Below are 25505 nucleotides of genomic sequence, written 5' to 3'. Positions count from 1 at the left end.
GGGACCCAAGCCGCCGGCGGTGCTACTGGAGAACAGGATCATGGCCGCCCATTCGACGATCGAAGCCATCACCAAGCGCATTGTGGAACGCTCCAAGCCGACGCGCGAACCCTATCTGGAGCGCGTTCGCAACGCTTCCAGTAAAGGCGTCAGGCGCAGCGTGCTTGCCTGCGCCAATCTCGCGCATGGCTTTGCCGTCTGTTCCCCCGGGGACAAGGCGGCGCTGGCCGGCGACATTGTCCCCAATCTCGGCATCATCACCGCCTATAATGACATGCTGTCGGCTCACCAGCCTTTCGAGTATTTCCCCGATCTCATCCGTAAGGCGGCGGCGGAAGTGGGCGGCGTGGCGCAGGTTGCAGGCGGCGTTCCTGCCATGTGTGATGGTGTGACGCAGGGCCAGCCGGGCATGGAACTTTCGCTGTTTTCCCGCGATGCGATTGCCATGGCGGCGGGAATTGGCCTCAGCCACAACATGTTCGATGCAGCGGTTTTCCTCGGCGTCTGCGACAAGATCGTGCCCGGCTTGATGATTGCCGCACTGGCATTCGGGCATCTGCCATCCGTCTTCATTCCCGCAGGTCCCATGACATCCGGCCTGCCGAATGACGAGAAGAACCGCATTCGTCAGCTCTATGCGGAAGGCAAGGTTGGCCGCGCCGAGCTGCTGGAATCGGAATCCAAATCCTATCACGGCCCGGGCACCTGCACCTTCTACGGCACCGCCAATTCCAACCAGATGCTGATGGAAATCATGGGCTTTCACATGCCCGGCGCATCCTTCGTCAATCCTGGTACGCCGCTGCGCGATGCACTGACCCGCGAAGCGACCAAGCGGGCGCTCGCCATTACTGCTCTCGGCAATGAATTTACGCCCGCCGGCGAAATGATCGACGAGCGTTCGATCGTCAATGGCGTGGTTGGCCTGCATGCCACGGGCGGTTCGACCAACCACACCATGCACCTGATTGCCATGGCACGCGCGGGGGGCATCCAGCTGACCTGGCAGGATATTTCCGACCTCTCCGATGTCGTGCCACTGCTCGCTCGCGTCTATCCGAACGGCTCTGCGGACGTAAACCATTTCCACGCCGCCGGCGGCATGGGCTTTTTGATCAAGCAGCTGCTGAAGGCGGGGCTGGTGCATGATGACGTGCGCACCGTCTATGGCCATGGCCTTGCCGCCTACACCATCGAGCCGCATCTGAATACAGATGGCACCGTGCAGCGCCTGCCCTCGCCGGAACAGAGCGCCGATCCGAAGGTGCTGTCGCAGATCGAAGCGCCTTTCCAGCCCAATGGCGGCCTGAAAATGCTGACCGGCAATATGGGCAAGGCCGTGGTCAAGATTTCAGCCGTGAAACCGGAGCGGCACATCGTTGAGGCACCTGCCGTGGTTTTCCACGATCAGCAGGAGATGCTGGATGCCTTCAAGGACGGCAAGCTGAACCGCGACTTCATTGCCGTGGTGCGCTTCCAGGGGCCAAAGGCGAACGGCATGCCGGAACTGCACAAACTGACCCCGTCGCTCGGCGTGCTGCAGGACCGCGGCCACAAGGTGGCGCTGATTACCGACGGGCGCATGTCGGGTGCTTCTGGCAAGGTGCCTGCCGCCATTCATGTGACGCCTGAGGCTGTCGACGGCGGACCGATTGCCCGTATCAAGGATGGCGACATGATCCGCCTCGATGCCGTGGCCGGCACGTTGGAGGTTCTGGTGGACGCAGTCGAATTTGCTGCGCGGCCACTCGCCCAAGCCGATCTCTCCGGCAACGAGTTCGGCATGGGCCGCGAACTGTTTGCGCCCTTCCGCCACCATGTCGGCCGGGCTGATACCGGTGCCAGCGTGTTTTTTGGGTGAGGTCATGAGCGTGTCCGATCAGGACATCGTACACCCTGTCCGAATGCAGCTCGATGCCTATAACGCACGGGACATTGAAGCCTTCATGCCGTGGTGGGCGGATGATTGCCTCTACTATGCCTTTCCCGAACAGCTTCTAGCCTCGGGCAAGGCCGCCATCCGCGAGCGCCATGTCGAGCGCTTCCGCGAGGCGAACCTCTACGGCAAGCTGCTGAACCGCATGGTGATGGGCAACATGGTCATCGACCACGAAACCGTAACCCGCACTTTCCCGGAAGGCCCGGGCGAAATCGATGTGATCTGCATTTATGAAATTGCAGACGGCAAGATCGCCCAAGCCTGGTTCAAGATGGGTGAGAAGCGGTTGAGCGCCTCATAAGTCGCTCGGCGAGGACTGTTGGCGAGGACCGTTTCGCATCAAATCTATTCATCGTGTCGATAGCCGCCGGATGATGGATTTCGCTGACGAAGATCCATAGCGTGGGCCCAAGTTCGGACCGCTGGAGTTTCCATGGCTCTTCTCGACGCAGACGCCCGTCACCCGATTACCTTGCCTGATGGCACCCTCTATCGGGATACTGTTTACCTGAAAAACGTCATCGATCATCCGCGCATCAAGGTGGGCGACTTCAGCTACTATACCCATTCCGGAAAGCCCGAAGATACGGCTGCAATCCTTGCTCCGTACCTGGGACATTCAGTCCGCGAAAGGCTGGTCATCGGAAAGTTCGTCCAGATTGCCAGGGGAAGCTACTTCATTACCAGTTCGGCCAATCATCCGATGACAGGCTTCACCACCTATCCGTTCCGCATCTTCAAACCGGAAACCTTCGGTTATAAAGACCTGCCGGTAAGGGATACGGTCGTTGAGCACGATGTGTGGATCGGCCACAATGCGGCGATCATGCCGGGCGTTAGGATCGGGACTGGTGCTATTGTCGCAGCGGCCTCAGTGGTGGCCCGAGATGTGCCGCCTTATGCGGTGGTCGGAGGAAATCCCGCATCTCTGATCCGGATGCGCTATTCCGACGACATCATCAGTGAACTGCTTTCCATCGCATGGTGGGATTGGTCGCTCGACAAGATCGAAGCCAACCTTGACGCTCTGACCCTTGGCGACATGGAAGCCCTTCGACGGGCGTGACGATCGTCGCCGATGACAGCGCCAGAGCAGAACCCGACCCGCTCGGATCGGGTACTGCCTTTCAATTGGCTTCAGACCTGCCCCAAGCCGCCGTCGACACAGAGTTCGGCACCGGCGATGTAGCTTGCCTCTTCGCTCAACAGGAAAAGTGCGGCGGCTGCCACTTCAGAGGGCCGCGCCATGCGCCCCATGGGAATGGGCGAGACCAGCGCCGCGCGCATGTCCTCCGGCACTGCCGCCATCATTTCCGTATCCGTTGGTCCGGGCGCAACCACATTAACGCGTATGCCCTTGGGCGCCAGTTCCGCGGTCCAGGTGCGGGCGTAGGAACGAACGGCCGCTTTGGTGGCGGCATAGGTCCCGTAGGTCGCATAGCCTGCACTATCGGCGATGGACCCGACGAGGACGACCGAGCCGCCATTCGTCATTGCGGGCAGCGCCGCCTGAAGGCCGAACACCATTCCTCGGACGTTGACATCGAAGTGGCGGTAGAAATGGTCAGGCGTGATATCGAAGATGTCAGCAGGTTCGGAAAGACCCGCGTTCAGCACAAGCGCATCAACACGGCCGTATGCTGCGCGTACGCTTTCGACCGCCTTCACCATATCCTCTGGCGCGCTGGCATCGGCGGCAATGCCGACTGCCTCATTACCTATACGGCTCGCTGCCTTCTCAGCGTCCTCGCTGCGACGACTGGTGATGAAAATCTTCGCCCCTTCGGCAGATAACCGCTCTGCAATTGCCAAGCCGATACCCTTGGCGCCCCCGACGATCAGGGCCACCTTATTACTCATTCGAGCCATCGTGAATTCCTTTCAATGGATGGTCCCGACATGATATACGCTGGATATCTGATATCAATTACGCACCTGGAATAGCCTAGATATGAACGAGTATACCGACCTGGAAGCACTATCTCTGTGCGCCTTTGAGGACATGGCGAAGGTTCGCCCAGTGCTGGACAAGATCGCCGACAAATGGACGATCCTGATCCTCATCGTGATCTGTCCCAAGCCATCGCGATTCAACGAGATCAAGCGGAGACTCGATGGGATAACCCACAAGGCCCTGGCCGACGCGTTGAAGAGGCTGGAGCGGAACGGCCTTGTGACGCGCACCGTCCTGCCCACACAGCCGATCGGCGTGGAATATGCCATCACCCCGCTCGGCCATTCCCTGCGGCAACCGTTCGAAGCTCTGTGTGCATGGGCGGCCGCCAACGGCGAAAAGGTTGAGGAAGCGACGCTGCGCTATGACAATGCGGGAATGAGACGCTGACTTCGCCTGTCCCGAACCCTTGCGTCACACCCCTGTAGCAGAGCATTGTTAGGCGCGGACATATCAGAGAAGGATTGCCATCATGATGCTGAAGCGCCGCGCCGCCCTCGCCCTCCTATCCTCCACTGCTCTGCTATCCCTGGCAGGTATTCCGGCGCAGGCCGCAGATCCGGGTGTCGATCTCATCATTCTCTCGGACCTGCATTCGGCCTATGAGCGGATGGCCGAGCTTCTACAGGCGGTGCAGGCGCGGATTTCCGCGGCCAAGCGTCCGCAGGTCATTCTCTTCAACGGCGACCTGTTCGAGTCCGGCAATGTGGTGACGACGCGCTCCGGCGGCGAAGCGGACTGGGCCTTCCTCGGCGCGCTGGCGAAACTCGCGCCTGTCGTGTTCAACATCGGAAACCACGAGCCGGATCTCGACAATGATCTCGCGCATTTCGTCGAGCGGGCGCGTGGCGTTGGCGTCACAGTGCTGACCAACATCATCGACAAGCGCAGCGGCAAACCTTATGCGGACGCCGGGACCACGCTTTCCACCGGCAGCGTGACGCTAACTATCGCAGCACTTGGCACCAATGCACTCGGCACCTATCCGAAGCCGACGCGTGAGATGCTGGATATTCCGCAACCGGTCGAATGGGCGCGCGCCAACCTGCCATCCATGCTGAAGAGCGACGGCATCAACATCGTCATGAGCCATGCGGGCGTGGTGCCGGATCGCGATATCCTGCCAATGCTGCCGGATGGCACGCTGATGATCGGCGGCCATGACCACCTGACGCTGGTGCATGAACAGGGCAAGACACGCTATGTTCATACCGGCTCCTGGGCCTCGCTGTTCACAGTCGCCACCCTTGCCGGACCGGGCGAAGCCGCCAAGATCGAACAGATCGCGGTCGAGCGAGATGGATCTGCGGCACCGGATCTGAAGGCGGTGATTGCGACTGTTCTCGCCAAGCATCTGACCGACGAGGACAGAAGCGTCGTGGCGCACACAGTGAAGGCGCAGACGCTGGGCGAAACCGCCCGCTTCACCGCTTCCGCCATTGCCGCCAAAGTGGGTGCCGATATCGGCTTTATCGGCCATACCTCGTTCGGCACCGGCCTGCCGAAGGGCGATGTGACGCGCTTTGACTATAACGCCGCCGTGCGCTTCGAAGGCAAGATCATGAAGGCAGAGGTGGACGCGTCCGTGCTCGCCGACATTCTCAAGCGCTGCAACCAGGATGGCAATGTGGCCCTCTCCGCCCGCACAGGCGATTTCCTCTACGCCGTGCCGGACAAAACGGGTGACAAGAAAACCTATGTGATTGCCTGCAACGACTGGTCGGCGATCAACCGCAAGGCCTATTTCGGCCGTGAGGATCTGGCATTTACCGAAGTGCCGGATTTGAAGTTGAAGGCGCTGGTGGCCGAGGCGCTTAGCAAGACGTAAGCGAGAGGGAGCGGAAGCTCCCTTACCAGGCTCTCACATCCAGCTTCTTGTCCTTGTGCGCCGGATGCGTCGAGAAGATGAAGATGCGGTCCAGCTCCTTTTGAGTCAACAGGCGCAGGAAGCGCACATCGATCGTATTGTTGGCATTCTGGCGCATCAGCACGCAGCCGATCTTCATGATGCGCGCATCCGGAATATCGAGAACAAATTCCTTAGGCAGGTTGGTCTGGGTGAGAAGCGCCAGAACCGCGCCGCTCATGGAAATGCGGATGACATCGCAACGGCGCGCCGCCATGTGCATGACGTGCTTCTCGGTGAATTCGATGCGGCCGGCGTTCATCGTGTCTTCCATCTTGAACCGCGCTTCGCGGTCATACATGAAGGACTCTTCTTTTTTGAGATAGGTCATCGCAGCCTCGGAACTCATTACGCATCCTAGGGCCTTGACTGTAGGTGCCGAACCTTAATTTTGAGTATGGAACGAGAGGGTCAAGTCTTCATGACCCGCCGGCCGCAGATTCAGCGTCGGTAGCTTTGACCATTCAAATCAAACAGATGCATCTTGTGTGGATCGGCCGTGAAGCGAACGGATGCCCCCTTCTCCACCTTGGCGATGCCGGGAAGCTTGGCAATGATCGGCTCGTCGCCATCCAGCCCGTCGATATAGAGCAGCGTGACTTCCCCCAACGCCTCGACGATGGAAATGCGTCCTTCGAAGAGATAGTCATCACCTGTCGCAATCGACAGATCCTCCGGCCGGATGCCGAATTTCGCCGGCTTGCCTTCCTCGCCTGAAGGCGTTGCGATCGGCACAGACACGACCTTGCCGCCCTTCAGATCAACCTCAGTGACCGCGCCGCTCACCTTGACGGTCGCCGGTATCACGTTCATGGCGGGCGAACCGATGAAGCGGGCAACGAACAGGTTCTGCGGGCGTTCGTAAAGCTCCAGCGGTGCGCCGACCTGCTCGATCTTGCCTGCTGAGAGAACGACGATCCGATCTGCCAGCGTCATGGCTTCCACCTGATCATGCGTCACATAGATCATGGTAGTATCGAGCATGCTTTCCTTCAGCTTGGCGATCTCGATGCGGGTCGCGACGCGCAGCGCCGCATCGAGGTTCGAGAGCGGCTCGTCAAACAGGAACACCTTGGGGTCACGGCAGATGGCACGACCGATCGCAACACGCTGGCGCTGGCCGCCGGACAATGCCTTGGGCAGCCGCTCCAGATATTGCGTGAGTTGGAGGATGTCGGCAGCGGCACGAACCCGTCGATCGATTTCCTGCTTGTTTTCGCCGGCAATGCGCATGCCGAAAGCCATGTTGTCATAGACGGTCATATGCGGGTAAAGCGCATAGGACTGGAAGACCATGGCAATGCCGCGCTTGGAAGGCGGCACTTCGTTGACGCGCTGCCCATCAATCAGCATGTCGCCGCTGGTGATTTCCTCCAGCCCTGCAATCATCCGCAAAAGGGTGGATTTCCCACAGCCGGAGGGGCCGACAAAGACCACGAATTCGCCTTCCGCGATATCGAGGTCGATGCCATGCAAAACCTTCACTTGGCCATAGGCCTTGCGAATATCTTTCAGAACCACTCCGGCCATGTCTCTCTCCCCTTTTGTCTCTTATGCAGATCGCGCGAAGAAGGCGCCCCAGGCGGGCAGATGCACCGTCCGGCCTTGCACATCGCTTTCCATGCCATGGCCGACGAGAACCGACCAATCGCCATCCGGCAGTTCACTTGCGACTGGTTCGGCGCTCATGTTGAACAGGCACAGAACCGTCTCATTGCCGAAGGAGCGCGTGTAGCTGAGCAGCGATCCGCTGACCGGCTGGAACTCGATGTCGCCCTTGGCAAAGGCCAGATGCTGCCGACGGAAGGCCAGGAAGCGGCGATAATGCTCCAGCACTGAGTCCGGATCGCCATACTGGGCGCTCACCGCGCGCAACTGATGCTCGACCGGGATCGGCAACCAGGTTTTTTCGGAGGTCGAGAAGCCCGCCTGCAGCGCCTGCGCATCCCAGACCATCGGTGTGCGGCAGCCGTCGCGGCCCTTGAATTCCGGCCAGAACTGGATGCCGTAGGGATCCTGCAAATCAGCATAGGCGATATCGGCTTCCGTCAGGCCCAATTCCTCGCCCTGATAGATGCAGATGGAGCCGCGCTGGGTCAGCAGAATGGCCGCCAGAAGCTTGGCATAGGCATCGCGATCCAGAACCTCGGCACCCCAGCGGCTGACATGGCGCACCACATCATGGTTGGAAAAAGCCCAGCAGGCCCAGCCTTCAGGGGCGGCAGCAGAAAAGGCCTGCTGCACTTCCGCCACGCGCTCGGCCGTCAGCAAGTCCGGCGCCAGGAACTCAAAGCCGTAGCACATCTGCATCTTGTCGCCGCCGGAGGTGTATTCGCCGACGATCTCCAGTCCGCGCTGGCTATCCCCCACTTCGCCCACGGCGGCAATCGCCGGAAATTCGTCCAGCACGGCGCGGAAGCGCTTGAGGAAGGCGATGTTTTCCGGGCGGTTCTTGTCGTAAAGGTGTTCCTGGAAGTTATAGGGATTGACCGCCGGCGCCGTCGAGGCATTGCGCCGTTCCGGCGCCAGCGCCGGGTTGTCCCGCAATTCCCGGTCATGGAAATAGAAGTTGATAGTGTCCAGCCGGAAACCGTCGACGCCGCGCTTCAGCCAGAACCGCACCACATCCAGCAGCGCATCCTGAACCTCCGGGTTGTGCAGGTTCAAGTCCGGCTGCGAGGTCAGGAAGTTGTGCATGTAATACTGCATGCGCGTCGGGTCCCAATGCCAGGCCGACCCGCCGAAAATGGACAGCCAGTTGTTGGGCGGCGTGCCATCGGGCTTCGCATCGGCCCAGACATACCAGTCCGCCTTGGGGTTGACGCGGCTGGAGCGGCTTTCGATGAACCAAGCGTGGTGATCCGAACTGTGCGAGATGACGAGATCGATCATCACCTTGATCTTGAGCCGATGGGCCTCGGCGATCAGCGCATCGAAATCGGAGAGCGACCCGAACATCGGATCGACATCCGTGTAGTTCGAGACGTCATATCCGAAATCGCGCATGGGCGAAGGGAAGAAAGGCGAGATCCAGATCGCATCCGCGCCGAGTGCTGCGATATGCGGCAGGCGAGCGGTGATGCCCTTGAGGTCACCAACGCCGTCGCCGTTGGAATCCTGGTAGGAGCGCGGATAGATCTGGTAGATGACCGCGCCACGCCACCAATCGGCATCGGGGGTGTCGGTCGTCTGGGAAGAGGCAATCATGGAAGGACAATCCTGAGTGAAGGCGATGTTCAGCCGCCCTTGACCGAACCGGCAAGGAGACCGCGCACCAGATAGCGTTGCAGGCAGAAGAAAACGAGAAGCGGAACGATGATGGTAATGAAGGCGGAGGCGGTGAGAATTTCCCAATTGCCGCCGCGCGAGCCGAGCAGCGCGTTCAGCGCACCCGTCAGCACCAGCTGGTCACGACCAGTGCCGAGGAAGACGATGGCGACCAGAAGGTCGTTCCAGACCCAGAGGAACTGGAAGATGGCGAAGGAAGCGAGTGCCGGAAAGGACAGCGGCAGCACGATCTTGAGGAAGATCTCGAAATCGGAGGCGCCATCCACGCGCGCCGATTCCATGATCTCCTTCGGTAGCCCTGCGATATAATTGCGCAGGAGATAGATGGCGAGCGGCATGCCGAAGGCGGTGTGCGCCAGCCAGATGCCGGCATAGGTCTTGGACGGAACCCCGAAGATGTTGCCGATCTCGTTATAGAGACGAAGCAGCGGGATCAGCGACATCTGGAGGGGCACGACGATCAGGCCGACGACGACGGCAATGATCAGCGCGCGGCCGGAAAACTGCATCCAGGACAGCGCATAGGCCGCAAAGGCGGAGATCAGGATCGGGATGATCGTTGCGGGAATGGTGACGGTCAGCGAATTGATGAAGGCTTGGCCGAGCCCTTCCGAGTTCAGCACCGTGCGGTAATTGTCGAGCGAAAAGGTCGGCGGCACGGTGACCGTTAGATAGATGCGCTTGGGCCTCCCTTCAAAAGCCGTGGCCTTGCTTTGCACATAGGTGCCGTCACCGTTGATCAACAGGCTTTCGCCCTCACCGAGATCAACCGTCTGGCCGACCTTGTAAGCAGCAGGTTCCTGCACGCGGGTACCAAAGGCCTGCACCTTGCCGGTGGCACCATTTTCGAAGACAGAGCCCGATATGACGAACTTGCCGCCCTCCTGCTTGGCGGTTGCGGGATCGCCGAGGCGCACGGCCGAGGTTTGCGATGAACCGACGAATGCCGTCCACCAGCCAGACGTGGTGATCTGGTTCTTGTCGCGGATGGAGGTGACGAGAATGCCGAGTGTCGGGATCAGCCAGAGGATGACGATCAACAGAACGGAGACATGGACGATCAGGCGCGGCAGGCCGATGCGGCGAAGTTTCAGGCTGATGGCCGTCATGATCAATGCCCCCCTGCGTCGCGATTTGCCTGGCGGATGTTCCAGATCATGATCGGTGTGACGGCCGCCATGATGACGAGCGCTATGACGGCACTTCGCCCGCTATCCCCACCGCCGCGGAACATCCAGTCGAACATCAGGTTGGCCAGCACCATCGTATCCCACTGGCCGTTGGTCATGGTCAGAACGATATCGAAGACCTTGAGGACCAGGATGGTGATGGTGGTCCAGACGACGGCGATCGTGCCCCAGATCTGCGGCACCATGATCTTCCAGAAGATCTGCCAGCCATTGGCGCCATCGATGACGGCAGCCTCGATGGTTTCCTCGGGAATGCCGCGCAGGGCTGCCGAGAGGATGACCATGGCAAAGCCCGTCTGGATCCAGATGAGGATGACCATCAGGAAGAAATTGTTCCAGAACGGCATGGAGATCCACACCTGCGGATTGCCGCCGAGCGAGGTGACGATGGCGTTGAGGAGGCCGATCTGGGCATCATTGCCACCGCGATACTCGTAGATGAACTTCCAGATGACGGAGGCGCCGACGAAGGAGATCGCCATCGGCATGAAGACGATGCTTTTCGCGATATTGCCCCACCAGATGCGGTCGGTCAAAACGGCAATCACAAGGCCGAAGAAGGTGCAGGCGGCCGGCACCACGGCAAGCCAGAGAATATTGTTGAAGATCGATTGCCGGAAACCGGCATCAAAGAAGGCCCAGCGGTAATTGGCGAAGCCGACGAAATCCTGCCCTGCCCGATCGTAGAAGGACAGAATGAAGGTCGCGATGACCGGATAGACCAGATAGACGCCGAGCAGAATGAGGGCTGGGCCGAGAAACAGCCAGGGCCGAACCGCAGCGCGTCGGTTGAGATTGCGCGAAGCGCCGATGACATCGCCATCGCGGACCGGAAAAACAAGCTGCAGCGCCTTGTCCGACAGCCAGTAATAGAGCGCGCAGATAAACACACCGACGACCATCACGCCGACGGCAGACAGGATCTGTGCAAACATTCCCCCTCCTCTGCGGCCTTGTCGGCCACGCCGCTACCCAAGCGGATTTCCGGTTTTTCTACCGGACAGTTTTCTTGGCTCTGATATGCGCGCCGCCGGTCACGGCAGCGCGCATCCGGAGTTTGCCAGCGCTTATTTCAGGCCGTCCCAGGCTTTCTGGATGTCGTCGCCAACCGCCTTTGCGGACTTGCCACCCACGAAATCGACCATGCCCGTCCAGAAGGCACCCGCACCGATCTTGCCCGGCATCAGGTCTGAGCCGTCGAAGCGGAAGGTCGTGGCCGAGGTCAGGATCTGGCCCTGCTTGCGCAACGCATCATTGCCGTAGGCCTGGAGATTCACCGCCTTGTAGGGCGTCAGGAACCCGGACTGGGCCATCCAGACCTCATGCGCGATCGGGGTTTTCAGGAATTCGACGAAAGCGCGAGCCGCTGGCGAATCTTTGGTGATGGCAACGAGAGTACCGGCACCAAGGACAGGCGTTCCAAGCTCCGGCTTGGAGGCGTAGGTGGGCATGTAGAAGAAGTCCGCATCCGTGCCGAGCTTGGTGCCCTGCGGGAAGAAGCTCGGAATGAACGAGGCCTGGTGATGCAGGTAGCATTTCGGGGGAATGCCGAAGAGACCCTTTGGACTGTCGCGGAAGTCAGTCGAGGCGACGGCAGCAACGCCGCCGGACACATATTTGTCGTTCTTGGCGAACTTGCCGAATTCCTCGATGACGCTGACGACCTTCGGATCATTGAACTTGACCGAATTGTTGACCCAGCCGTCATAGGTCTCCGGCGTGTTCATGCGCAGCATCAGGTCTTCCACCCAGTCGGTGGCCGGCCAGCCGGTGGCACCACCAGAACCCAGACCGATGCACCAGGGCGTGCCGCCATCCTTGACGATCTTGTCGGAGAGCGCGATCAGCTCTTCCATCGTCTTCGGCACCTTGTAACCGGCTTCCTCGAAATTCTCCGGCACGTACCAGACCAGTGACTTCAGGTCAGCCTTGTAAGGGAAGGCGAAAAAGGCAGACTTGCCGTCCTTGCCCTTATAGGTACCGTAGCTGATCCAGCTCTCACCCGCGCCATAGTTCTGCTTGACCCAGTCGCTGTACTCATTGCCCAGCGGCACGAGGAAGCCCTTGGCAGCGAGGTCCTGAAACAGGCCTGGCTGCGGCAAGATGGCAATGTTCGGCGGCGAGCCGGCCTGGGTATCAATGACAATCTGCTGCTCGTAGTTTTCAGAAGAAGAATAGGTGGCGTTGGCCCCCGTCGCGGCATTGAAATAAGCGAGAACGCTCTTGAACAGAACTTCGTCATCGCCGCGCCACGGCCCAAAAATGGTCAGCGTCTGGCCCTTAACATCGGCGTGCTTCGCCTTGAAGTCATCATAGCTCTTCCAGTTGAAGCGAGCCTCCTGGCCCGGCGCAAACTTCAGGTCGGCAGCGGATGCGGAACCAGCCAAAAGCCCAAGCGCCGCCACGCCCATCAGCAGATATGTCTTCATCAATAATCCCTCCCGTCCAGATTACGGTCTTCCTACCAGGACCGCTCAAAAGCTTTCAAAGCGCTTTGAATGTAATCAGCCATGGCGATGCCGGATGAGTCAAGAGGATTTGCAAATTCCCCCCACTCACCTTGTTCATCATCATCTAGGGCGGGTTTTGCGAAGTTCCACTTGCCTATTTTCGAACGTCTCAGAGCCTGATAGTCTTCAAAGCGCTTTGGGTGGGAGGATGTCTGAAGCAATTGGGAGCAGCATTCCTTGAACTTGAAACAACTGTCCGAACGTCTCGGACTTTCACAGACGACGATCAGCCGTGCACTGAACGGATACCCTGAGGTGAACGAGGACACACGGCGCCGAGTGATGGCGGCAGCCACCGAAACGGGTTACCGACCGAACCGTGCTGCACGGCGTCTTGCCACCGGCAAGGCCGGCTCGCTCGGGCTGGTGATGCCCGTTTCCAGCGGCATGGCATCCGACATTCACTTCGCCGAGTTCCAGGCGGGTCTCGCAGAGGAATGTCTCAATCACGAATTCCACTTCGTGATCGTGCCGGCACAGCCGAATGCAGAGGCGCAGGCCATCCGGGCACTTGTCTCAAGCGGCAGCGTGGACGGCTATTATCTCGCCTATATGCGCGAGAATGATCCGCGGCTGGAAATGGCGAAGTCATTGCCCTTCCCGTTTATCGTCCATGGGAGATCGCTGGGGGCAGAGGAGAACTACCCCTACCTCGACGTCGATAACGAAGGGGCATTCCGACAGGCAACGCAATTACTACTCGATCTTGGCCACCGCAAAATAGCGTTGCTGAACGGACCGGAGGATCTGGATTTTGCCCAGCGCCGCAGGTTGGGCGTCGAGAAGGCACTTGCAGCGGCGGACCTTGCACTCGATCCGAAGATGACGAGCCACACATGGATGACTGATCATAACGGGCATGCAGAGATGGTGCGGCTGCTCGGCAGCGCCGAAAGACCAACCGCCGTGCTCTGTGCCAGCACAGTCCTGGCGCTCGGCGCGGTGCGCGCCATCCAGCAGGCGGGTTTGCGGCTGGGCAAGGATATTTCCCTGATTGCCCATGACGACGAGTTGATGCTGCTAAAGCCGGAAAACTTCACCGTGCCGCTGACCACGACCCGGTCATCCCTCAGGGAAGCCGGGCGGCGGATCGCCCAGCGCCTGATTGCCGCCATAGAGGAACCCGAAACGCCATCGCCGCTGGGCGAAATCTGGCAGGCGGAATTGATTATCCGTGCCTCGACGGGACCTGCCCCCTGAGATGGGCAGGCCTTTCTATTTTTAGAACGTCGGGCTCGGACGCCCAAGCGAGCGATAGGCTGCGACGACCGTATTGGCCATCAGCATGGCAATTGTCATGGGACCAACGCCGCCCGGAACCGGTGTAATGGCACCGGCGACGTCTGCGCAGGCTTCGAAGTCCACGTCGCCCACGAGGCGGGTCTTGCCCTCCCCCTTTTCCGGCGCATCAACACGATTGATCCCGACATCAATGACCGTGGCGCCGGGCTTCAACCAGTCCGCCTTGACCATTAACGGGCGGCCAACAGCAGCCACGAGAATATCCGCCTGACGGCAGATGGAGGCCAGATCCTTGGTGCGGGAATGGGCCATGGTGACGGTCGCGTTGGCGGCCAGCAGCAGCAGGCCCATGGGCTTGCCGAACAGGTTGGAGCGGCCGATCACGACAGCATTGAGACCGGACAGATCCTTCCCGTGAATGTTCTTCACCAGGATCATCGCGCCCGCCGGCGTGCAGGAGATCAGACCGCTTTCCAGATCACCCGCCGCAAGCTTGCCGGCGTTCACCACGTTCAAGCCATCGACATCCTTTTCCGGCAGGATCATCTGGATGACAGGCTCGGAATTGAGATGGCGCGGCAGGGGAAGCTGCACCAGAATGCCATGCACGGCAGGATCCGCATTCAGCTTGGCCACCAACGACTCCAACTGGTCCTGCGTCGTCGCTTCCGGCAGTGTATACTGCATGGAGTTGAAGCCGCACTGCTTGGCCATACGGCCCTTGGCGCCTACATAGGCATGGCTTGCCGGGTCATCGCCGACAATGATGACCGCCAGACCGGGACGAATGCCTGCTTCACGCTCCAACCGTTCGGCGGCTTCAGTGACGATACCGGTAACAACCGATGCGGATTGCTTTCCGTCGATAATAACTGCCACGTTCCTGTTCTCCCGACTAAGCACCAGCCTCAAGCGCTCAACCCGTTGCTCTGTGTGTTTACACAGCCGTATGGGGGCAAAAGGAGGTTATTGCAAGAGCGGCAGAGTGCTGTTCAGGCAGCGCGATCCTGGCTTCCGTAATGCGACAACTCGCGACGAAGCCGCTGAAGCTCCTCATGAAGATCGCGCAGCTCCTCCGGGTCCACGCCCGCCGGTGCGGCATCATGCGTAGTCTCCCAATCATTCTCCAGCTGTGAGGCCGGAACCAGATCCCGGTTCAGGATACCTGCGACCAGCGATGGCAGTGGTGCGGCGAGCGCATCCGCTTGTTGGCGGTTCTCCATCAGAACCTTCTTGATCTGCTCGGTCAGCGGCAGGTCGTTTGCCATCACGCGCTGCTCCATCTTCTCGATGGGACGGCTAATCGGCGGCGTGAGAACCGGTGCAGCCGCTGGTCTGGCTGCAAGCGGCTTGGCCGGTGCAGGTACACGGGCGCTGGGCTCGCGCCTCAGTGACTGGCTTGCCTGCTTCATTGCCGGCAATTCAACAGGTGGCAGTTGATGCGGCGATGTCTGGGAGAGTTTTGGAAGAGCAACGGGCTTGGGCTGTGACACGGGCTGAGGCTCCGTGCGAGCGTGTGAAACGGAGACACACGGAACGGAGCGCGTTTTCAGCATGAGCAGGAAAAATGCTCCCAGCGAACAGACAAGCCCTGCCCATAGACTGTAGGCCCAGAATGGATAACCCCGCGCAACCGCTGCCTGCGCGCGCGCCGGAGCAATTACGGTCGAGGAAATGACAGGCGTTTGACCCGCAGCTTCCTCGCGGCGCAACGCTTCCAGATAGGTCTTACGGGCCGTATCGACAGCTGCCTCCAATTGAGCCCGCTTGCGCATGGCCTCCGAGACGGGTTTTGCCTCAAGGCTTGCAAGCTTGGCATCCAAGGCCTGTTTTTCCTGAGAAAGCGCCGCCTCCTGCTGCTTCAGGCTCGCCGTCAGCGCCTTCATGGTCCGTTCAATGCCCGCATCGGCATCATCAAGGGCGGCCTTGGCGGCAATGAAGCGTGGATGCCGCGGCCCCAGATCGACAGACATCTGGTCAAGCTGCAGCTTGGCGTCGGCGCGCTTGCGGCGAGCGAGATCAAGACTTGAGCCGTTGAGCGTGTCTGGTAGCCCCTTGGCAATGACATCCGCGATCTTCAGACCGGAAATGGCAGTCATTTGATCGGCGAGGCTTGCCGAGCGCTGATCAAGACGGGCCTTCTCCTCATCCAGAACACGTCTTTCCGCCTCGGCACGGCGCATGGCCGCAAGAGCTCCCTCATCGGCTCCATCAGCATCGAGAGCGGATTGCGACGTCTCCAGCGCCACCCGCGCCTTTGCAACAGCATCGCTTTCCTGGCGCGCCGAGGTTTGCGCGATCTCGTCCTGCAACTCCTCTGCCACCAGATTGGCGATACGGGCCGCAGTGATAGAATTTGTGGAACGACCACGAACCGCTAAACCGGTATTGCCAGGAACGATGTCGATCCTACCGGAGACTCGCTCACGCAGTTCCTGCTCGGCGGCTTTGACCGTCATTTCACGCCGCGAGAACAGCTCGGAAACGAAGCGCCATGTGGTGGGTGTTGCAGAAGCAAATTCCGGATCGCTGCCCAGATCCATTGCATGAATGATACGATCGAGATGATCTGCGTCGCGGACCTTGCCGGCGGCGGCAGTCATGATCGCCTGCCGGTTGGCCTTGGCACTAGCCTCGGCACGCACCTCAAGCCGCGTTTCGGCAGTGTAGCTTTCGAACATGTCAGCGGGGAAAACCAAAGGAAGCGCGGCGCCAAAGAGGCCACACATGATCACGATCGCGAGATGCGCAGACGAGAGGGTCGCACGTAAGCCTTCCTGCCCTGCGGAGGGCACCGCAAGGCGGCCGGAATAAGCCTGGGGCAAATTGGAGACATCCATGGCGCTCAACCGTTTCTGCAGCACGTCAGCGACGAGCCTAATGGTTAAGCCATGCTAAAATTTTTCGGCAAACAAATCGTTAATAACATCAGTCTTTAGGTATCAAAGACACGGCCTGCGTGCAGAACGAGCCCGTCGTGACGAAATGCCAGAAAGCTGTCCAGGCGCACTTCCGACTGCCAGTCTGCGGAGTCGACCAACAGGATATCGCAATCCGCACGTTCCAGGATCTCATCCGAATGGGAACGTCCATGCCTGTCGAGGTTCTCGGGAAGAACGATCACGGTAAAACTATGCCACGGTGCATGCTTTGCAAGGGCATTACCCGCTCTCTCCAGCCGTTGACGATCGCCCCCCACAAGAGCGATCTTTCGCCCTTCCTGCATGTAGGTCAGAAATGACCGCACAAGCTGGCCAGGCTCAAAGGCGGCCCAAGCTTTTCTGGGAGACATGAATTGCAGACCAACTGCGGCCAGCCGATCTGACGGCAGCAAGATCCGCCGAGCGAGAAGTGAGCGGCAACGCCGATCAAGCAACGCCCTTGCAACCATCGAACGATTGACGAAGGTGACAGGCCGGCAGCCAAGCCGAACATTCGCGGCCGCATCCAGCAGGGCCAGCGTTTCTCCCCACCCCATTTTTACGGCGCGATGGCGGCGAAGGTCTTGTTGTTCAGCCGTCTTTGCCTGGACAAGCGCGTTCACGCGAAAGCCCTCCCACTGTCCCGCAAAGGAACGGAGTGTCGTCCGTTATCGGATTTGAAAGTATTTTTGCAGGCGTGCCTTGGCATGGACTGTCTCAAAAAGGGCGAACCAGGAGTACGATTGCCCCTGACTATATAACAGCCCTCTGAAACTCGGCTTAAGGGTCAAACTCGAATCCGATGCGATCGATTCGACAATTGTTAATCCATGCGCTCGGGAAATGTCAGTGCCCGGCCTTTTCGGGCTCCTGCACCTTCACGCCCTCAACAATCTTCGTTGCCTTAACCTGCTTGGATGGCGGGCGCTCGCCGTTGTTGCGGATGTCGTCCTTGGAGAGGTAATCCAGTTGTTCGACCAGCACTTCGTTGATGTAGGCGTCACCCAGCTTCTTGTTCAAGCCTTCCTTCACCATGCTGCGGAAATCGTCCAGCTTGAAGGCGGCCGGATTGCTCAGGTTGACCATCTTGTTCCCCACCAGAAGCGTAAACAACTGGTCCGTCATCAATTCGGTCACCGGCAACTGCACGTCCTTCACCTTCTCCTTATCCATCATGAAGGAGATGCGCGTGATGAAATAACCCTGTACCGACCCGTTTGCGAGCATCGGCACGTTGATCGTTTCACCTTTCACCAGTTGAGACTGCTCCTTCTTCAGGGCAGCCTCATCCACCGGCGGCTTTGGGGCCGACATTTGCACAGAGAAATACACCGCCCCGAGCGTGACAGCACAAACCCAAAGGCCGGTGAGAAGGAGCTTGATCATTACGTCTCGCTGTACAGGAACTGTTCCTGGGTGTAGGTGCCGTCGCCATCGGCGTCGCGCGCAGCATTCTTCAGGAGGTCGGCGACAGTACGCACGGCATGCAGATGAGCTTCAACGCGACGCGCGTTCAAGGCCAGCTTGTCCTTGAGAGAGTGCATCTGCTCGATGTGGTTGACGGCAAGATCCTGCGGATTTGTGGTGCGAAACAGCATCGTCAGTTCGTACAGGCAGCGGCTCTTGTGCGCATTCGATACCTTCAGATCAAACTGAGGATCGTTCCCGATACGCTCGTTTTCATTATCAATGATCATCTCAAGTCGACCAAGCACCGTCTTGATGCGATAATCATTCGAGATCATTTCCATGTCTTCCGCCCCGGTTCTTGTCATTTATGCCTCGCTGCGTTTTTCAGCGGGTGCAAGGTCGAATACCTTGCGTTCAAAATCATTGAGCATGCTCATGGCACGACTGCGGTCGTTTTCGTCCGTCTGCGCATTGACAACGCCTTCATTGCGCACCTTCTGAAGCGATTGCGAGAACACCTGCTGAGCAATGCCGATACCGCCACTCTTGGAGATTTCGTCGGCAATTTTTTCCGACATCATGCTTTTCCAGAAGTCGCCGGCAGAACCTTTGCCGTAAACATCTTCGCTATTGCTCGGCATCATCGAATTCACGAAGTTCTGCAGCACGGTTGCCTCGAACTTTCGGTACTCTTCTGGCATCTCGGCTGATTTCGCCTTCGTGGCGCGGCCCAGACCAGCCTTGGTGGCAGCGCCATCAAGAAGGTCGACCGCCGCATCAAATCCCTTGCCTGCCGCCGCAAGACTGCTGGCGGCGAAGCTTGCCTTGTTTGCTTTCAACTTTGCCTGGGCAGCCTGGACCTCTGCCGGGTCCGCAGCACGCAGGACATCCATCACCAGATCGGTTGCAGGAGAAATCGCCACGTCAGTTCCCTTTCATTCAAGTGGGGGAACTATGCTTTTTGAACCTTGCTGCAGGCTGGCGTCATCCCCCTCAAATTTCATGAATTTTTCACGAGAAGGAAAAGAATGGACGAAAACTGCGTCAGTATGTTTTGCCTTTGCCGGGCAAAAGCGTGATTTCCAGCAGATCGTAGATCGCGTTGTCATCCCTTTCGCGATCCTCGAGCGCCCTTGCCTCTTTCATATTGTCCTCAAGGCGATCGCCCTTGGTTCGCTCCTGCATCACCCGCATTTCCTGCACCTGCTGCATGCCCTCCAGCTGACGGTCCCTTGCCGTCAGCCGCTGCATGCGCTCGGCGTAAAGCTTCGTAAAGGGTATGTGTTCGGGGGACATGGAGGCAATTGCAACGGAGATGTTCGAGATCGTTTCGGTAATTTCCGACCGCTGGCGAGTGAGTTCCGCAAGCTCACCCTCCGCCATCTTTTCAATATGGCGCTGCACGGTCACGAGGCGCTTCAGTTTCTTGGACCGGGATTGCTGATCGCCTGCCATGAGCACCTCAGAAGGCGTTGAAGACGGTTAGGAAACCATCGGAAAACTGACGAACCATGGCCGCGATGGCGAGATACAACATGAACAGTCCCCCCATGACCAGGAAGGGTGTCGAGATGAAATACACGGGCACCTGCTGCGCAAGCTTGTTGATGAGGCCAATCGCCACGTTGAACAACAGACCGTAGACGAGAAAAGGGCTCGCCAAGCGCAGCATGATGAAGGTCGAGGCCCTCAGCGTGTCCGTCATGGTGATCAGCATCTTCTGCGGTTCCATGATGGCACCGACGGGCGTTGCAGAATAGGAATCAATCAACGCGCTGAAGACGATGTGATGGAAATCCAGAATGAAGAGGAGCATCAACCCACAGAAGGTCACGAGGTTGGTGACAGCCGTTTCCGATGTCTCTTCGAGAAGATCGTGACCGGCCGGCGACGTCAATCCGATGGACATCGTCAAGATCGAGCCAGCGAACTGAAGGCCAAGTACATAGAGCCTGGCGATCATCCCGTAGGTCGCACCGATCATGGTTTCTGTGGCGACGAGCCCGAAATAGGTGGGGCCTGGCGACGAGGCGCGCGGATAAATCACATCCCACAGGATCGGCAGCATAGCCATCGAAACGGCGATCGCCATCAAAAGCCGGACATTCCCCGGAAGCCGCGCGCTGGAAAACCCAGGCATCACCATAATGCACGCGCCCACCCGGCAGAACGCCAGGAAGAGCGCGAGAATGGTGCCCTGAGGGTCAGGTATCATGAAATTGAGCCGAGTATCTTGATTTCCAGGCCTTTCGCCAGTTCGACATGCGACAGAACAGGCAAAGTGGCGAACAATCGTTCGATGATCATCCTGACATAGGAACGCGTTTCAGGCGAGGTCACAAGAACGAAAGGCAGGCCCTTATCCATAAATTCCCTGATGACGCGGCTGGCCTGTTCGCTGAACTCTTCCAATGCGCGCGGATCGATGTCGAATTCCACGACGTCGCCCTTGGCATCGCGCTTGAGTGCCTGATGGAACAGCAGATCCCATTTGGAGCCGAGACGCAGGACGCGCAGCACGCCGTTGTCCGCCAGATCGCCGCAGAGCTGCTGTGACATGCGCACGCGTACATGCTCGACGATCTGTTCCGTCTTGCGCACATGGGGTGCGAGTTCGGCCACGGCTTCCAGAATAAGGTGGAGGTTGCGGATAGACACGCGTTCCGCCAGCAACAGCTTGAGCACCGCCTGTAGGCCCGAATAGGACATGTGCGAGGAGCAGATCTCGTCGGCCAGCTTCTTGTATTCCGGATCCATGCGATCGATCAGGATCTTCACGTCCTTGTAGGACAGCAGTTGCGGCAGATTGTTTCGCAACACTTCGCTGACATGCGTCAGAACCACCGAGACGTTATCGATCGGATGGAAGCCTTCGCGCTTCAGATCTTCAGCAAACGCTTCCAAAATGGAGACGGCGGGCATGCCGAAGGCGGGTTCGCGGATCTCGTCGCCGGGAATGCTGGGTTTGCGGCCTGAGCCGGTGACAACAAGAACTTCGCCGACGCGCAATGTATTGGACGCAATTGTCGTACCGTGGATGCGGATCTGATAGGACTTCTCCGGGATGGAGATATCGTCTGCCACCTTGATTTCCGGAACGACGAACCCGTATTGCGATGCGAACTTCTTGCGCATCTTGCCAACACGGAAAGCCAGCTCCTGATGGGCGCCGAGAAGACGGGTCGACACCTGCTTGCCAAGCGCGAGCTCGATTTCCGCCGTCTTCAGAACGGACTTGACGGAATCCTTTTCGGCCTCCTTGGTCTGGTTGACCTTGCGCTCTTCGCTTTCGCGGCGCGCCTTGCTCTCGGCCTCGGCACGGCGCGGAACAATCCAGGCGCCAAAGCCCAGAACACCGCCCAGAAGAACGAAGGGCACCAAAGGCAGGCCGGGAACCAGCGCCAGGATGCCCATCAGGCCTGCCGATACAGACAGAGCGCGCGGATAGCCACCCAGCTGATTGATGACGGCCTGGTCTGCAGTACCGGGCGTACCCGTGCGCGATACGAGCATACCGGCAGCGAGAGAAACGATCAGCGCCGGAACCTGCGAAACGATACCGTCACCGACGGAGAGCTTGACGAAGACGTCGGCTGCCTGACCGATCTGCATGCCATGGCGGAAATAGCCGATGATGATACCGCCGAAGACGTTGATCGCCGTGATGATCAGACCTGCGACCGCGTCACCACGAACGAACTTGGATGCACCGTCCATGGCACCGAAGAACATGCTTTCTTCTTCGAGTTCCTGACGGCGACGCTGAGCCTCCTTTTCATCGATGATACCGGCCGAGAGGTCTGCGTCGATCGACATCTGCTTGCCAGGGATAGCATCCAAGGTGAAACGAGCGCCAACTTCCGCGATACGCGTGGCACCCTTGGTGATGACGATGAAGTTGACCGTGACCAGGATCAGGAAGACGATCACCCCGATCATGAAGTCGCCGGACATGACGAGCGATGCAAAGCCCGCAATCACGCCGCCCGCTGCGTCATGCCCTTCATGCCCGTGCGAAAGGATCACACGTGTCGTTGCAATGTTCAGCGACAGGCGGATCATCGTTGCGATCAGCAGAATGGTCGGGAAGGAGGAGAAATCCAGAGGGCGCTGGATCCACAAGGCAACCATCAGGATCAAGACCGAGAAGGCGATGGAGATTGCCAGGCCAATATCGATCAAAAAGGGCGGGATCGGCAGGAAGAGAATGCACAGGATGGCTATGATGCCAAGCGCAAAGCCAATATCGCGACCACTCGGATTAACCTTGGGCAGGGAGAGTGCAGGTGGTTGTGCCATGATGCATCCGTCTCTTCATGAGAAGGCGGCAGAACGATCATGGTCCTGCCTATTCCGCATCAGCCTTAGCAGCCGAAGCTTGCGCGAGGATGGGCATTCCGGGTACGTCAGAACCCGGATTGCACTCGCGAAAATACGAGCTGTGAGAAAAGGTATATCTGGCTGCCAATGAACGGCGCGGCCAGACCGATGCTGAGCAGGATGGCAACGATCTTCGGCACGAAGGTCAGCGTCATTTCCTGGATCTGCGTCAGCGCCTGCAGAAAGGCGATAGCCACGCCCACCACCATGGCAGCGAGAACGGCGGGGCCGGATGCGATGAGAACGGTTCTCATCGCTGCCTGCATGATTTCAAGTGCATCGGCCTCGTTCATCGAGCCTCTCTACCCCCGAATCATTCGGGGTCCAATTCGTCAGCCGCTTTTACGCGTCTAGTTGCCGGAGGTCGAGTTGGGATTTGCCGCAGTGTTGGTGCTGTCGGTCTTGGCCGCCGCCGGTACCGGGATCGGCGAATCGGAGACGATGACACCGGCCTGCACCAGCACCTTCTTGCCGCCGTCCGTTACAGCCATAAGACCGTCAGAGTAGACCTGGGCTTGGGTAACCTTGCCCGTGACGCTATTATCGGCGCTCATAATGTACTTGCCGACCAGATCGCCAGCGCGCGTCAAGGCTTCGGCCTGCAGCATGCTCTTCAGATGGTTGTTCGTCTGGATCGTCTGCTCGACCTGCGAGAAAGATGCCAGCTGCGAGATCTGCTGGGTGGCATCCATAGGCTTGGTCGGATCCTGGTTCTTCATCTGCGCGATCAGAAGCTTCAGAAAGCTGTCGTAATTGACGCTCGCCTTGTTGGCGTCAGTCGTCGATGCCGCGGCATTCGCCCAAGGGTTCGCCGAATTGACAGCTGATGTTGCGTCTACCGCCATGGCGCAATCTCCTTGCGGATTTGCTCCACCGTTGCCGGCGTCATTTCCTGGTTGTTCAAGATGCGATCTTCGATCGGGTAGAGCGAGCGGATAGCCTTGAGAGCATCGAAGGCGCGGTCGGTGGCGACCATGGCATCAATGCGCTTCAGCTCCGCCAGAACCTCTTCGTCCTGGAAGCAGGTGAGCAGCATGGTGATCGACTTGCGGAACATGGCCAAAGATTGTTCCTTGCCCGCCGGGTTGATCAGCATCATCTGTGCGATGAAGTACAGCTGGCGTAGCGGCGTGGTCGCATCCTCGAGCTGGAGAACATGGTTTTCCAGAAGAAAAGTCACGTCATTCAGAAATTCGAGTGCGACCTTACGATCGACGCGCAGAACCGCTCCGTTGATAAAGATTCTTTCGCCAGATTTCAGCGAGATGCGCAGCGTACTTTTCATTTAAGTCCATCCCTGATGATGGTTGTCACGTCGATAATGCCTTGGTAGTTCTCGGACTCGCGCCGGCGGACCTGCTCACATTCCTTGAGGATCCAGATAGCGATCGAGATCAGATTGGCCCGCAGCTCTGTATTGAGTTCGTTTTCGGGCTGTCTGAGATCCTCAATGAAGCGGATCCACACACGCCGCGTGTAAAAAAGCGCCTCGATGGCGGCGCGCCCATAGCCACCTTCATCATCACGAGCAGCTTTGAGTAGTTCTATAGACCGGTCCAGTGCTTGCCGTTCACGAGTTTTGGCGTCAGCGACGTCATCCTCCATGATCTCGGCATATGAAAACTGGTACATTCATGTATCCTTCATTTTCACCGAACTCCTCCGATCATCGGAGGTAGTTGACAAGGCTCAACTGTTGAATTCGCGATGTCAGTGTGTAGGCAGCTTCCAGCAACGCCTTGAGCGAGCTCACGCGGGTTGAAGCTTCGTAGGCATCGACACCCTGCAGATCGTTCAGGTGGGTATCGATAATCTTCTTCTGGGCGTCGAGTGAGTCATTGGCCACTTTCACTCGCTCTGCGGAGAGACCAAGCGCCGAACGCAGCGCGATGATACCGCTTCCAGGGTTGTTGGCTCTGCCGATGGCATTCGTCGCGGATGCCGCAACGACCGAGCGTACATCCGATGGGATCGCTTCCGTCAGAAACTTGGTCGCAATGACAGAGCCGAACATGAAGTTGCGAAAGGCCGGATCATTGGCATTCGTCGATGTCTGTACGACTTCGGTGCTGCTGATACGGCTGGTCATGTTCGTATCACTGGCATTCGAGACATAGGTAGACCAGAAATCCTTACCCGCCATGCCGGCATGCGGCGGATCGGTCAACATGGTCTTTCCGTCAAACTTGTCTTTCAGGTCCGAAAGGAAGGAACTCATCTGCGCCGGGGTCATGGCCGAAGCCGAAGCAATACCATTGCTGGAAAGGTACTGGTTCAACTCGTCGTCGACAGCCTGCGAGAAAGTCGAGCCAGCTTCCGTATATGAGGCCATCGGCTTGATATCGGTATTGGTGCCGGCAAACAAATATTCACCGCCAACCGCGGTGTTGGCACGATCCGTAAACAGGTTGATGGCATTGTTGATTGATTGCTGCAAGCTGCCGAGCGTCTGCGTGCTTCCGGTCAACGAGGTCAGTGCGGCCTGGACCTGCTGGGCGGCGGACGACATGTCGGCAAGCGCCTTGTCGGAATTGTCCAGCCGGTTGGTCGCAACCGAATTGCTCGTCTTCTGCGTTTCAATCCGCAGAACGTCGCGGCTGAGATCGAGGCTGCGGGCGGTCTTTTCAGCAAGCGCCACACCCATGTCCGCATGGACACCGGTCGTCACTTCCTTATTGGCCTGCACCAGATCCTTCTGCGCCTTGGACATGGCTGCGAGAAGACTGGACTGAACCGACAGGCTGGAATTGAACGAGGTTTTCATC

At 58.7% G+C, this 25505-nt stretch carries 27 protein-coding genes; 6 read left to right on the top strand and 21 right to left on the bottom strand.

The window, feature by feature from the left end:
• Positions 1–40: 40 nt before the first annotated feature.
• The 3 genes from edd to Q2T52_RS03030 all read left to right on the top strand — a co-directional run bounded on the left by edd (position 41) and on the right by Q2T52_RS03030 (position 3005).
• Positions 41–1861, top strand: coding sequence for a phosphogluconate dehydratase (gene edd, locus Q2T52_RS03040; RefSeq protein ID WP_302075193.1), 1821 nt, complete (start codon positions 41–43; stop codon positions 1859–1861).
• Positions 1862–1865: 4 nt separating this feature from the next.
• Positions 1866–2240, top strand: coding sequence for a nuclear transport factor 2 family protein (locus Q2T52_RS03035; RefSeq protein ID WP_302075192.1), 375 nt, complete (start codon positions 1866–1868; stop codon positions 2238–2240).
• Between the two features lie 132 nt (positions 2241–2372).
• A complete protein-coding gene (locus Q2T52_RS03030; protein ID WP_302075191.1) occupies positions 2373–3005 on the top strand; it encodes a CatB-related O-acetyltransferase in 633 nt (210 codons plus the stop codon).
• A 71-nt stretch (positions 3006–3076) separates the two neighbouring features.
• Here Q2T52_RS03030 and Q2T52_RS03025 read toward each other — a convergent pair whose 3' ends face one another.
• A complete protein-coding gene (locus Q2T52_RS03025) occupies positions 3077–3808 on the bottom strand; it encodes an SDR family NAD(P)-dependent oxidoreductase (protein WP_302075190.1) in 732 nt (243 codons plus the stop codon).
• Between the two features lie 82 nt (positions 3809–3890).
• On the opposite strand from Q2T52_RS03025, the gene Q2T52_RS03020 reads away from it, so the two are divergent.
• Complete coding sequence (locus tag Q2T52_RS03020; RefSeq protein WP_302075189.1) at positions 3891–4283, top strand: winged helix-turn-helix transcriptional regulator; 393 nt, start codon at positions 3891–3893, stop codon at positions 4281–4283.
• 82 nt (positions 4284–4365) lie between these two features.
• Positions 4366–5721, top strand: a complete 1356-nt coding sequence (locus Q2T52_RS03015; protein ID WP_302075188.1) for a metallophosphoesterase — start codon at positions 4366–4368, stop codon at positions 5719–5721.
• Between the two features lie 22 nt (positions 5722–5743).
• On the opposite strand, the gene Q2T52_RS03010 is transcribed toward Q2T52_RS03015, so the two are convergent.
• From Q2T52_RS03010 to Q2T52_RS02985, 6 genes are all read right to left on the bottom strand, one after another.
• Positions 5744–6100, bottom strand: coding sequence for a hypothetical protein (locus Q2T52_RS03010; protein ID WP_302076015.1), 357 nt, complete (start codon positions 6098–6100; stop codon positions 5744–5746).
• Between the two features lie 140 nt (positions 6101–6240).
• The gene (locus Q2T52_RS03005) at positions 6241–7329 is read right to left on the bottom strand and encodes an ABC transporter ATP-binding protein (protein ID WP_302075187.1); all 1089 of its coding nucleotides are present in this window, start codon (positions 7327–7329) and stop codon (positions 6241–6243) included.
• A gap of 21 nt (positions 7330–7350) precedes the next feature.
• Positions 7351–9006 carry a beta-galactosidase BglA gene (gene bglA, locus Q2T52_RS03000; protein ID WP_302075186.1) on the bottom strand — a complete coding sequence of 552 codons (1656 nt, stop codon included), beginning with the start codon at positions 9004–9006 and terminating at the stop codon, positions 7351–7353.
• A 29-nt stretch (positions 9007–9035) separates the two neighbouring features.
• Positions 9036–10196: a carbohydrate ABC transporter permease gene (locus Q2T52_RS02995; RefSeq protein WP_302075185.1), complete on the bottom strand. Its 1161-nt coding sequence runs from the start codon at positions 10194–10196 to the stop codon at positions 9036–9038.
• Positions 10197–10198: 2 nt separating this feature from the next.
• Positions 10199–11212 (bottom strand): carbohydrate ABC transporter permease, encoded by a 1014-nt coding sequence (locus tag Q2T52_RS02990; RefSeq protein WP_302075184.1) that lies wholly within the window; start codon positions 11210–11212, stop codon positions 10199–10201.
• A 132-nt stretch (positions 11213–11344) separates the two neighbouring features.
• On the bottom strand, positions 11345–12706 hold the full coding sequence (locus Q2T52_RS02985; protein ID WP_302075183.1) for an ABC transporter substrate-binding protein: 1362 nt from the start codon (positions 12704–12706) through the stop codon (positions 11345–11347).
• A 258-nt stretch (positions 12707–12964) separates the two neighbouring features.
• Between Q2T52_RS02985 and Q2T52_RS02980 the strand changes: the two genes are divergently transcribed.
• The gene (locus tag Q2T52_RS02980; protein WP_302075182.1) at positions 12965–13987 is read left to right on the top strand and encodes a LacI family DNA-binding transcriptional regulator; all 1023 of its coding nucleotides are present in this window, start codon (positions 12965–12967) and stop codon (positions 13985–13987) included.
• Between the two features lie 21 nt (positions 13988–14008).
• On the opposite strand, the gene folD is transcribed toward Q2T52_RS02980, so the two are convergent.
• From folD to Q2T52_RS02910, 14 genes are all read right to left on the bottom strand, one after another.
• The gene (gene folD / locus Q2T52_RS02975; protein WP_436799479.1) at positions 14009–14908 is read right to left on the bottom strand and encodes a bifunctional methylenetetrahydrofolate dehydrogenase/methenyltetrahydrofolate cyclohydrolase FolD; all 900 of its coding nucleotides are present in this window, start codon (positions 14906–14908) and stop codon (positions 14009–14011) included.
• A 113-nt stretch (positions 14909–15021) separates the two neighbouring features.
• Positions 15022–16869: a GumC domain-containing protein gene (locus Q2T52_RS02970; protein WP_302075181.1), complete on the bottom strand. Its 1848-nt coding sequence runs from the start codon at positions 16867–16869 to the stop codon at positions 15022–15024.
• A gap of 95 nt (positions 16870–16964) precedes the next feature.
• A complete protein-coding gene (locus Q2T52_RS02965; RefSeq protein WP_302075180.1) occupies positions 16965–17573 on the bottom strand; it encodes a hypothetical protein in 609 nt (202 codons plus the stop codon).
• Between the two features lie 223 nt (positions 17574–17796).
• Positions 17797–18336 (bottom strand): hypothetical protein, encoded by a 540-nt coding sequence (locus Q2T52_RS02960; RefSeq protein WP_302075179.1) that lies wholly within the window; start codon positions 18334–18336, stop codon positions 17797–17799.
• A complete protein-coding gene (locus tag Q2T52_RS02955; protein WP_302076013.1) occupies positions 18336–18701 on the bottom strand; it encodes a hypothetical protein in 366 nt (121 codons plus the stop codon). Before Q2T52_RS02955 ends, Q2T52_RS02960 begins: the two co-directional genes overlap by 1 nt.
• 24 nt (positions 18702–18725) lie before the next feature.
• The gene (locus Q2T52_RS02950) at positions 18726–19283 is read right to left on the bottom strand and encodes a rod-binding protein (RefSeq protein WP_302075178.1); all 558 of its coding nucleotides are present in this window, start codon (positions 19281–19283) and stop codon (positions 18726–18728) included.
• A gap of 121 nt (positions 19284–19404) precedes the next feature.
• The gene (locus tag Q2T52_RS02945) at positions 19405–19815 is read right to left on the bottom strand and encodes a hypothetical protein (protein ID WP_302075177.1); all 411 of its coding nucleotides are present in this window, start codon (positions 19813–19815) and stop codon (positions 19405–19407) included.
• Between the two features lie 7 nt (positions 19816–19822).
• Positions 19823–20575: a flagellar biosynthetic protein FliR gene (gene fliR / locus Q2T52_RS02940; RefSeq protein WP_302075176.1), complete on the bottom strand. Its 753-nt coding sequence runs from the start codon at positions 20573–20575 to the stop codon at positions 19823–19825.
• A complete protein-coding gene (flhA, locus tag Q2T52_RS02935; protein ID WP_302075175.1) occupies positions 20572–22659 on the bottom strand; it encodes a flagellar biosynthesis protein FlhA in 2088 nt (695 codons plus the stop codon). The genes fliR and flhA overlap by 4 nt, the downstream gene beginning before the upstream one ends.
• A gap of 107 nt (positions 22660–22766) precedes the next feature.
• Entirely contained in the window at positions 22767–23033 is a 267-nt protein-coding gene (gene fliQ / locus Q2T52_RS02930) for a flagellar biosynthesis protein FliQ (RefSeq protein ID WP_302075174.1), read from the bottom strand.
• Between the two features lie 57 nt (positions 23034–23090).
• Positions 23091–23585: a flagellar hook assembly protein FlgD gene (flgD, locus tag Q2T52_RS02925; protein WP_302075173.1), complete on the bottom strand. Its 495-nt coding sequence runs from the start codon at positions 23583–23585 to the stop codon at positions 23091–23093.
• Positions 23576–24025, bottom strand: coding sequence for a flagellar biosynthesis repressor FlbT (gene flbT / locus Q2T52_RS02920; protein ID WP_302075172.1), 450 nt, complete (start codon positions 24023–24025; stop codon positions 23576–23578). The genes flgD and flbT overlap by 10 nt, the downstream gene beginning before the upstream one ends.
• Positions 24022–24372 (bottom strand): flagellar biosynthesis regulator FlaF, encoded by a 351-nt coding sequence (gene flaF / locus Q2T52_RS02915; protein WP_302075171.1) that lies wholly within the window; start codon positions 24370–24372, stop codon positions 24022–24024. The genes flbT and flaF overlap by 4 nt, the downstream gene beginning before the upstream one ends.
• 34 nt (positions 24373–24406) lie before the next feature.
• Entirely contained in the window at positions 24407–25504 is a 1098-nt protein-coding gene (locus Q2T52_RS02910; protein WP_302075170.1) for a flagellar hook-associated family protein, read from the bottom strand.
• Between the last annotated feature and the right edge of the window lies 1 nt (position 25505).

Source organism: Rhizobium oryzicola (assembly GCF_030504645.1).
GTDB classification, from domain to species: Bacteria; Pseudomonadota; Alphaproteobacteria; order Rhizobiales; family Rhizobiaceae; genus Neorhizobium; species Neorhizobium oryzicola.
Note: the sequence above shows the minus strand (reverse complement) of the source record. Positions and strands in the feature narration are given on the sequence as shown.

Bases quoted from the DNA above. Each gene is read 5' to 3' on its own strand.
- edd (WP_302075193.1), top strand. From the start codon at position 41: ATGGCCGCCCATTCGACGATCGAAGCCATCACCAAGCGCATTGTGGAA.
- Q2T52_RS03035 (WP_302075192.1), top strand. From the start codon at position 1,866: ATGAGCGTGTCCGATCAGGACATCGTACACCCTGTCCGAATGCAGCTC.
- Q2T52_RS03030 (WP_302075191.1), top strand. From the start codon at position 2,373: ATGGCTCTTCTCGACGCAGACGCCCGTCACCCGATTACCTTGCCTGAT.
- Q2T52_RS03025 (WP_302075190.1), bottom strand. From the start codon at position 3,808: ATGGCTCGAATGAGTAATAAGGTGGCCCTGATCGTCGGGGGCGCCAAG.
- Q2T52_RS03020 (WP_302075189.1), top strand. From the start codon at position 3,891: ATGAACGAGTATACCGACCTGGAAGCACTATCTCTGTGCGCCTTTGAG.
- Q2T52_RS03015 (WP_302075188.1), top strand. From the start codon at position 4,366: ATGATGCTGAAGCGCCGCGCCGCCCTCGCCCTCCTATCCTCCACTGCT.
- Q2T52_RS03010 (WP_302076015.1), bottom strand. From the start codon at position 6,100: ATGTATGACCGCGAAGCGCGGTTCAAGATGGAAGACACGATGAACGCC.
- Q2T52_RS03005 (WP_302075187.1), bottom strand. From the start codon at position 7,329: ATGGCCGGAGTGGTTCTGAAAGATATTCGCAAGGCCTATGGCCAAGTG.
- bglA (WP_302075186.1), bottom strand. From the start codon at position 9,006: ATGATTGCCTCTTCCCAGACGACCGACACCCCCGATGCCGATTGGTGG.
- Q2T52_RS02995 (WP_302075185.1), bottom strand. From the start codon at position 10,196: ATGACGGCCATCAGCCTGAAACTTCGCCGCATCGGCCTGCCGCGCCTG.
- Q2T52_RS02990 (WP_302075184.1), bottom strand. From the start codon at position 11,212: ATGTTTGCACAGATCCTGTCTGCCGTCGGCGTGATGGTCGTCGGTGTG.
- Q2T52_RS02985 (WP_302075183.1), bottom strand. From the start codon at position 12,706: ATGAAGACATATCTGCTGATGGGCGTGGCGGCGCTTGGGCTTTTGGCT.
- Q2T52_RS02970 (WP_302075181.1), bottom strand. From the start codon at position 16,869: ATGGATGTCTCCAATTTGCCCCAGGCTTATTCCGGCCGCCTTGCGGTG.
- Q2T52_RS02960 (WP_302075179.1), bottom strand. From the start codon at position 18,336: ATGATCAAGCTCCTTCTCACCGGCCTTTGGGTTTGTGCTGTCACGCTC.
- Q2T52_RS02955 (WP_302076013.1), bottom strand. From the start codon at position 18,701: ATGGAAATGATCTCGAATGATTATCGCATCAAGACGGTGCTTGGTCGA.
- Q2T52_RS02945 (WP_302075177.1), bottom strand. From the start codon at position 19,815: ATGGCAGGCGATCAGCAATCCCGGTCCAAGAAACTGAAGCGCCTCGTG.
- fliR (WP_302075176.1), bottom strand. From the start codon at position 20,575: ATGATACCTGACCCTCAGGGCACCATTCTCGCGCTCTTCCTGGCGTTC.
- flhA (WP_302075175.1), bottom strand. From the start codon at position 22,659: ATGGCACAACCACCTGCACTCTCCCTGCCCAAGGTTAATCCGAGTGGT.
- fliQ (WP_302075174.1), bottom strand. From the start codon at position 23,033: ATGAACGAGGCCGATGCACTTGAAATCATGCAGGCAGCGATGAGAACC.
- flgD (WP_302075173.1), bottom strand. From the start codon at position 23,585: ATGGCGGTAGACGCAACATCAGCTGTCAATTCGGCGAACCCTTGGGCG.
- flbT (WP_302075172.1), bottom strand. From the start codon at position 24,025: ATGAAAAGTACGCTGCGCATCTCGCTGAAATCTGGCGAAAGAATCTTT.
- flaF (WP_302075171.1), bottom strand. From the start codon at position 24,372: ATGTACCAGTTTTCATATGCCGAGATCATGGAGGATGACGTCGCTGAC.
- Q2T52_RS02910 (WP_302075170.1), bottom strand. From the start codon at position 25,504: ATGAAAACCTCGTTCAATTCCAGCCTGTCGGTTCAGTCCAGTCTTCTC.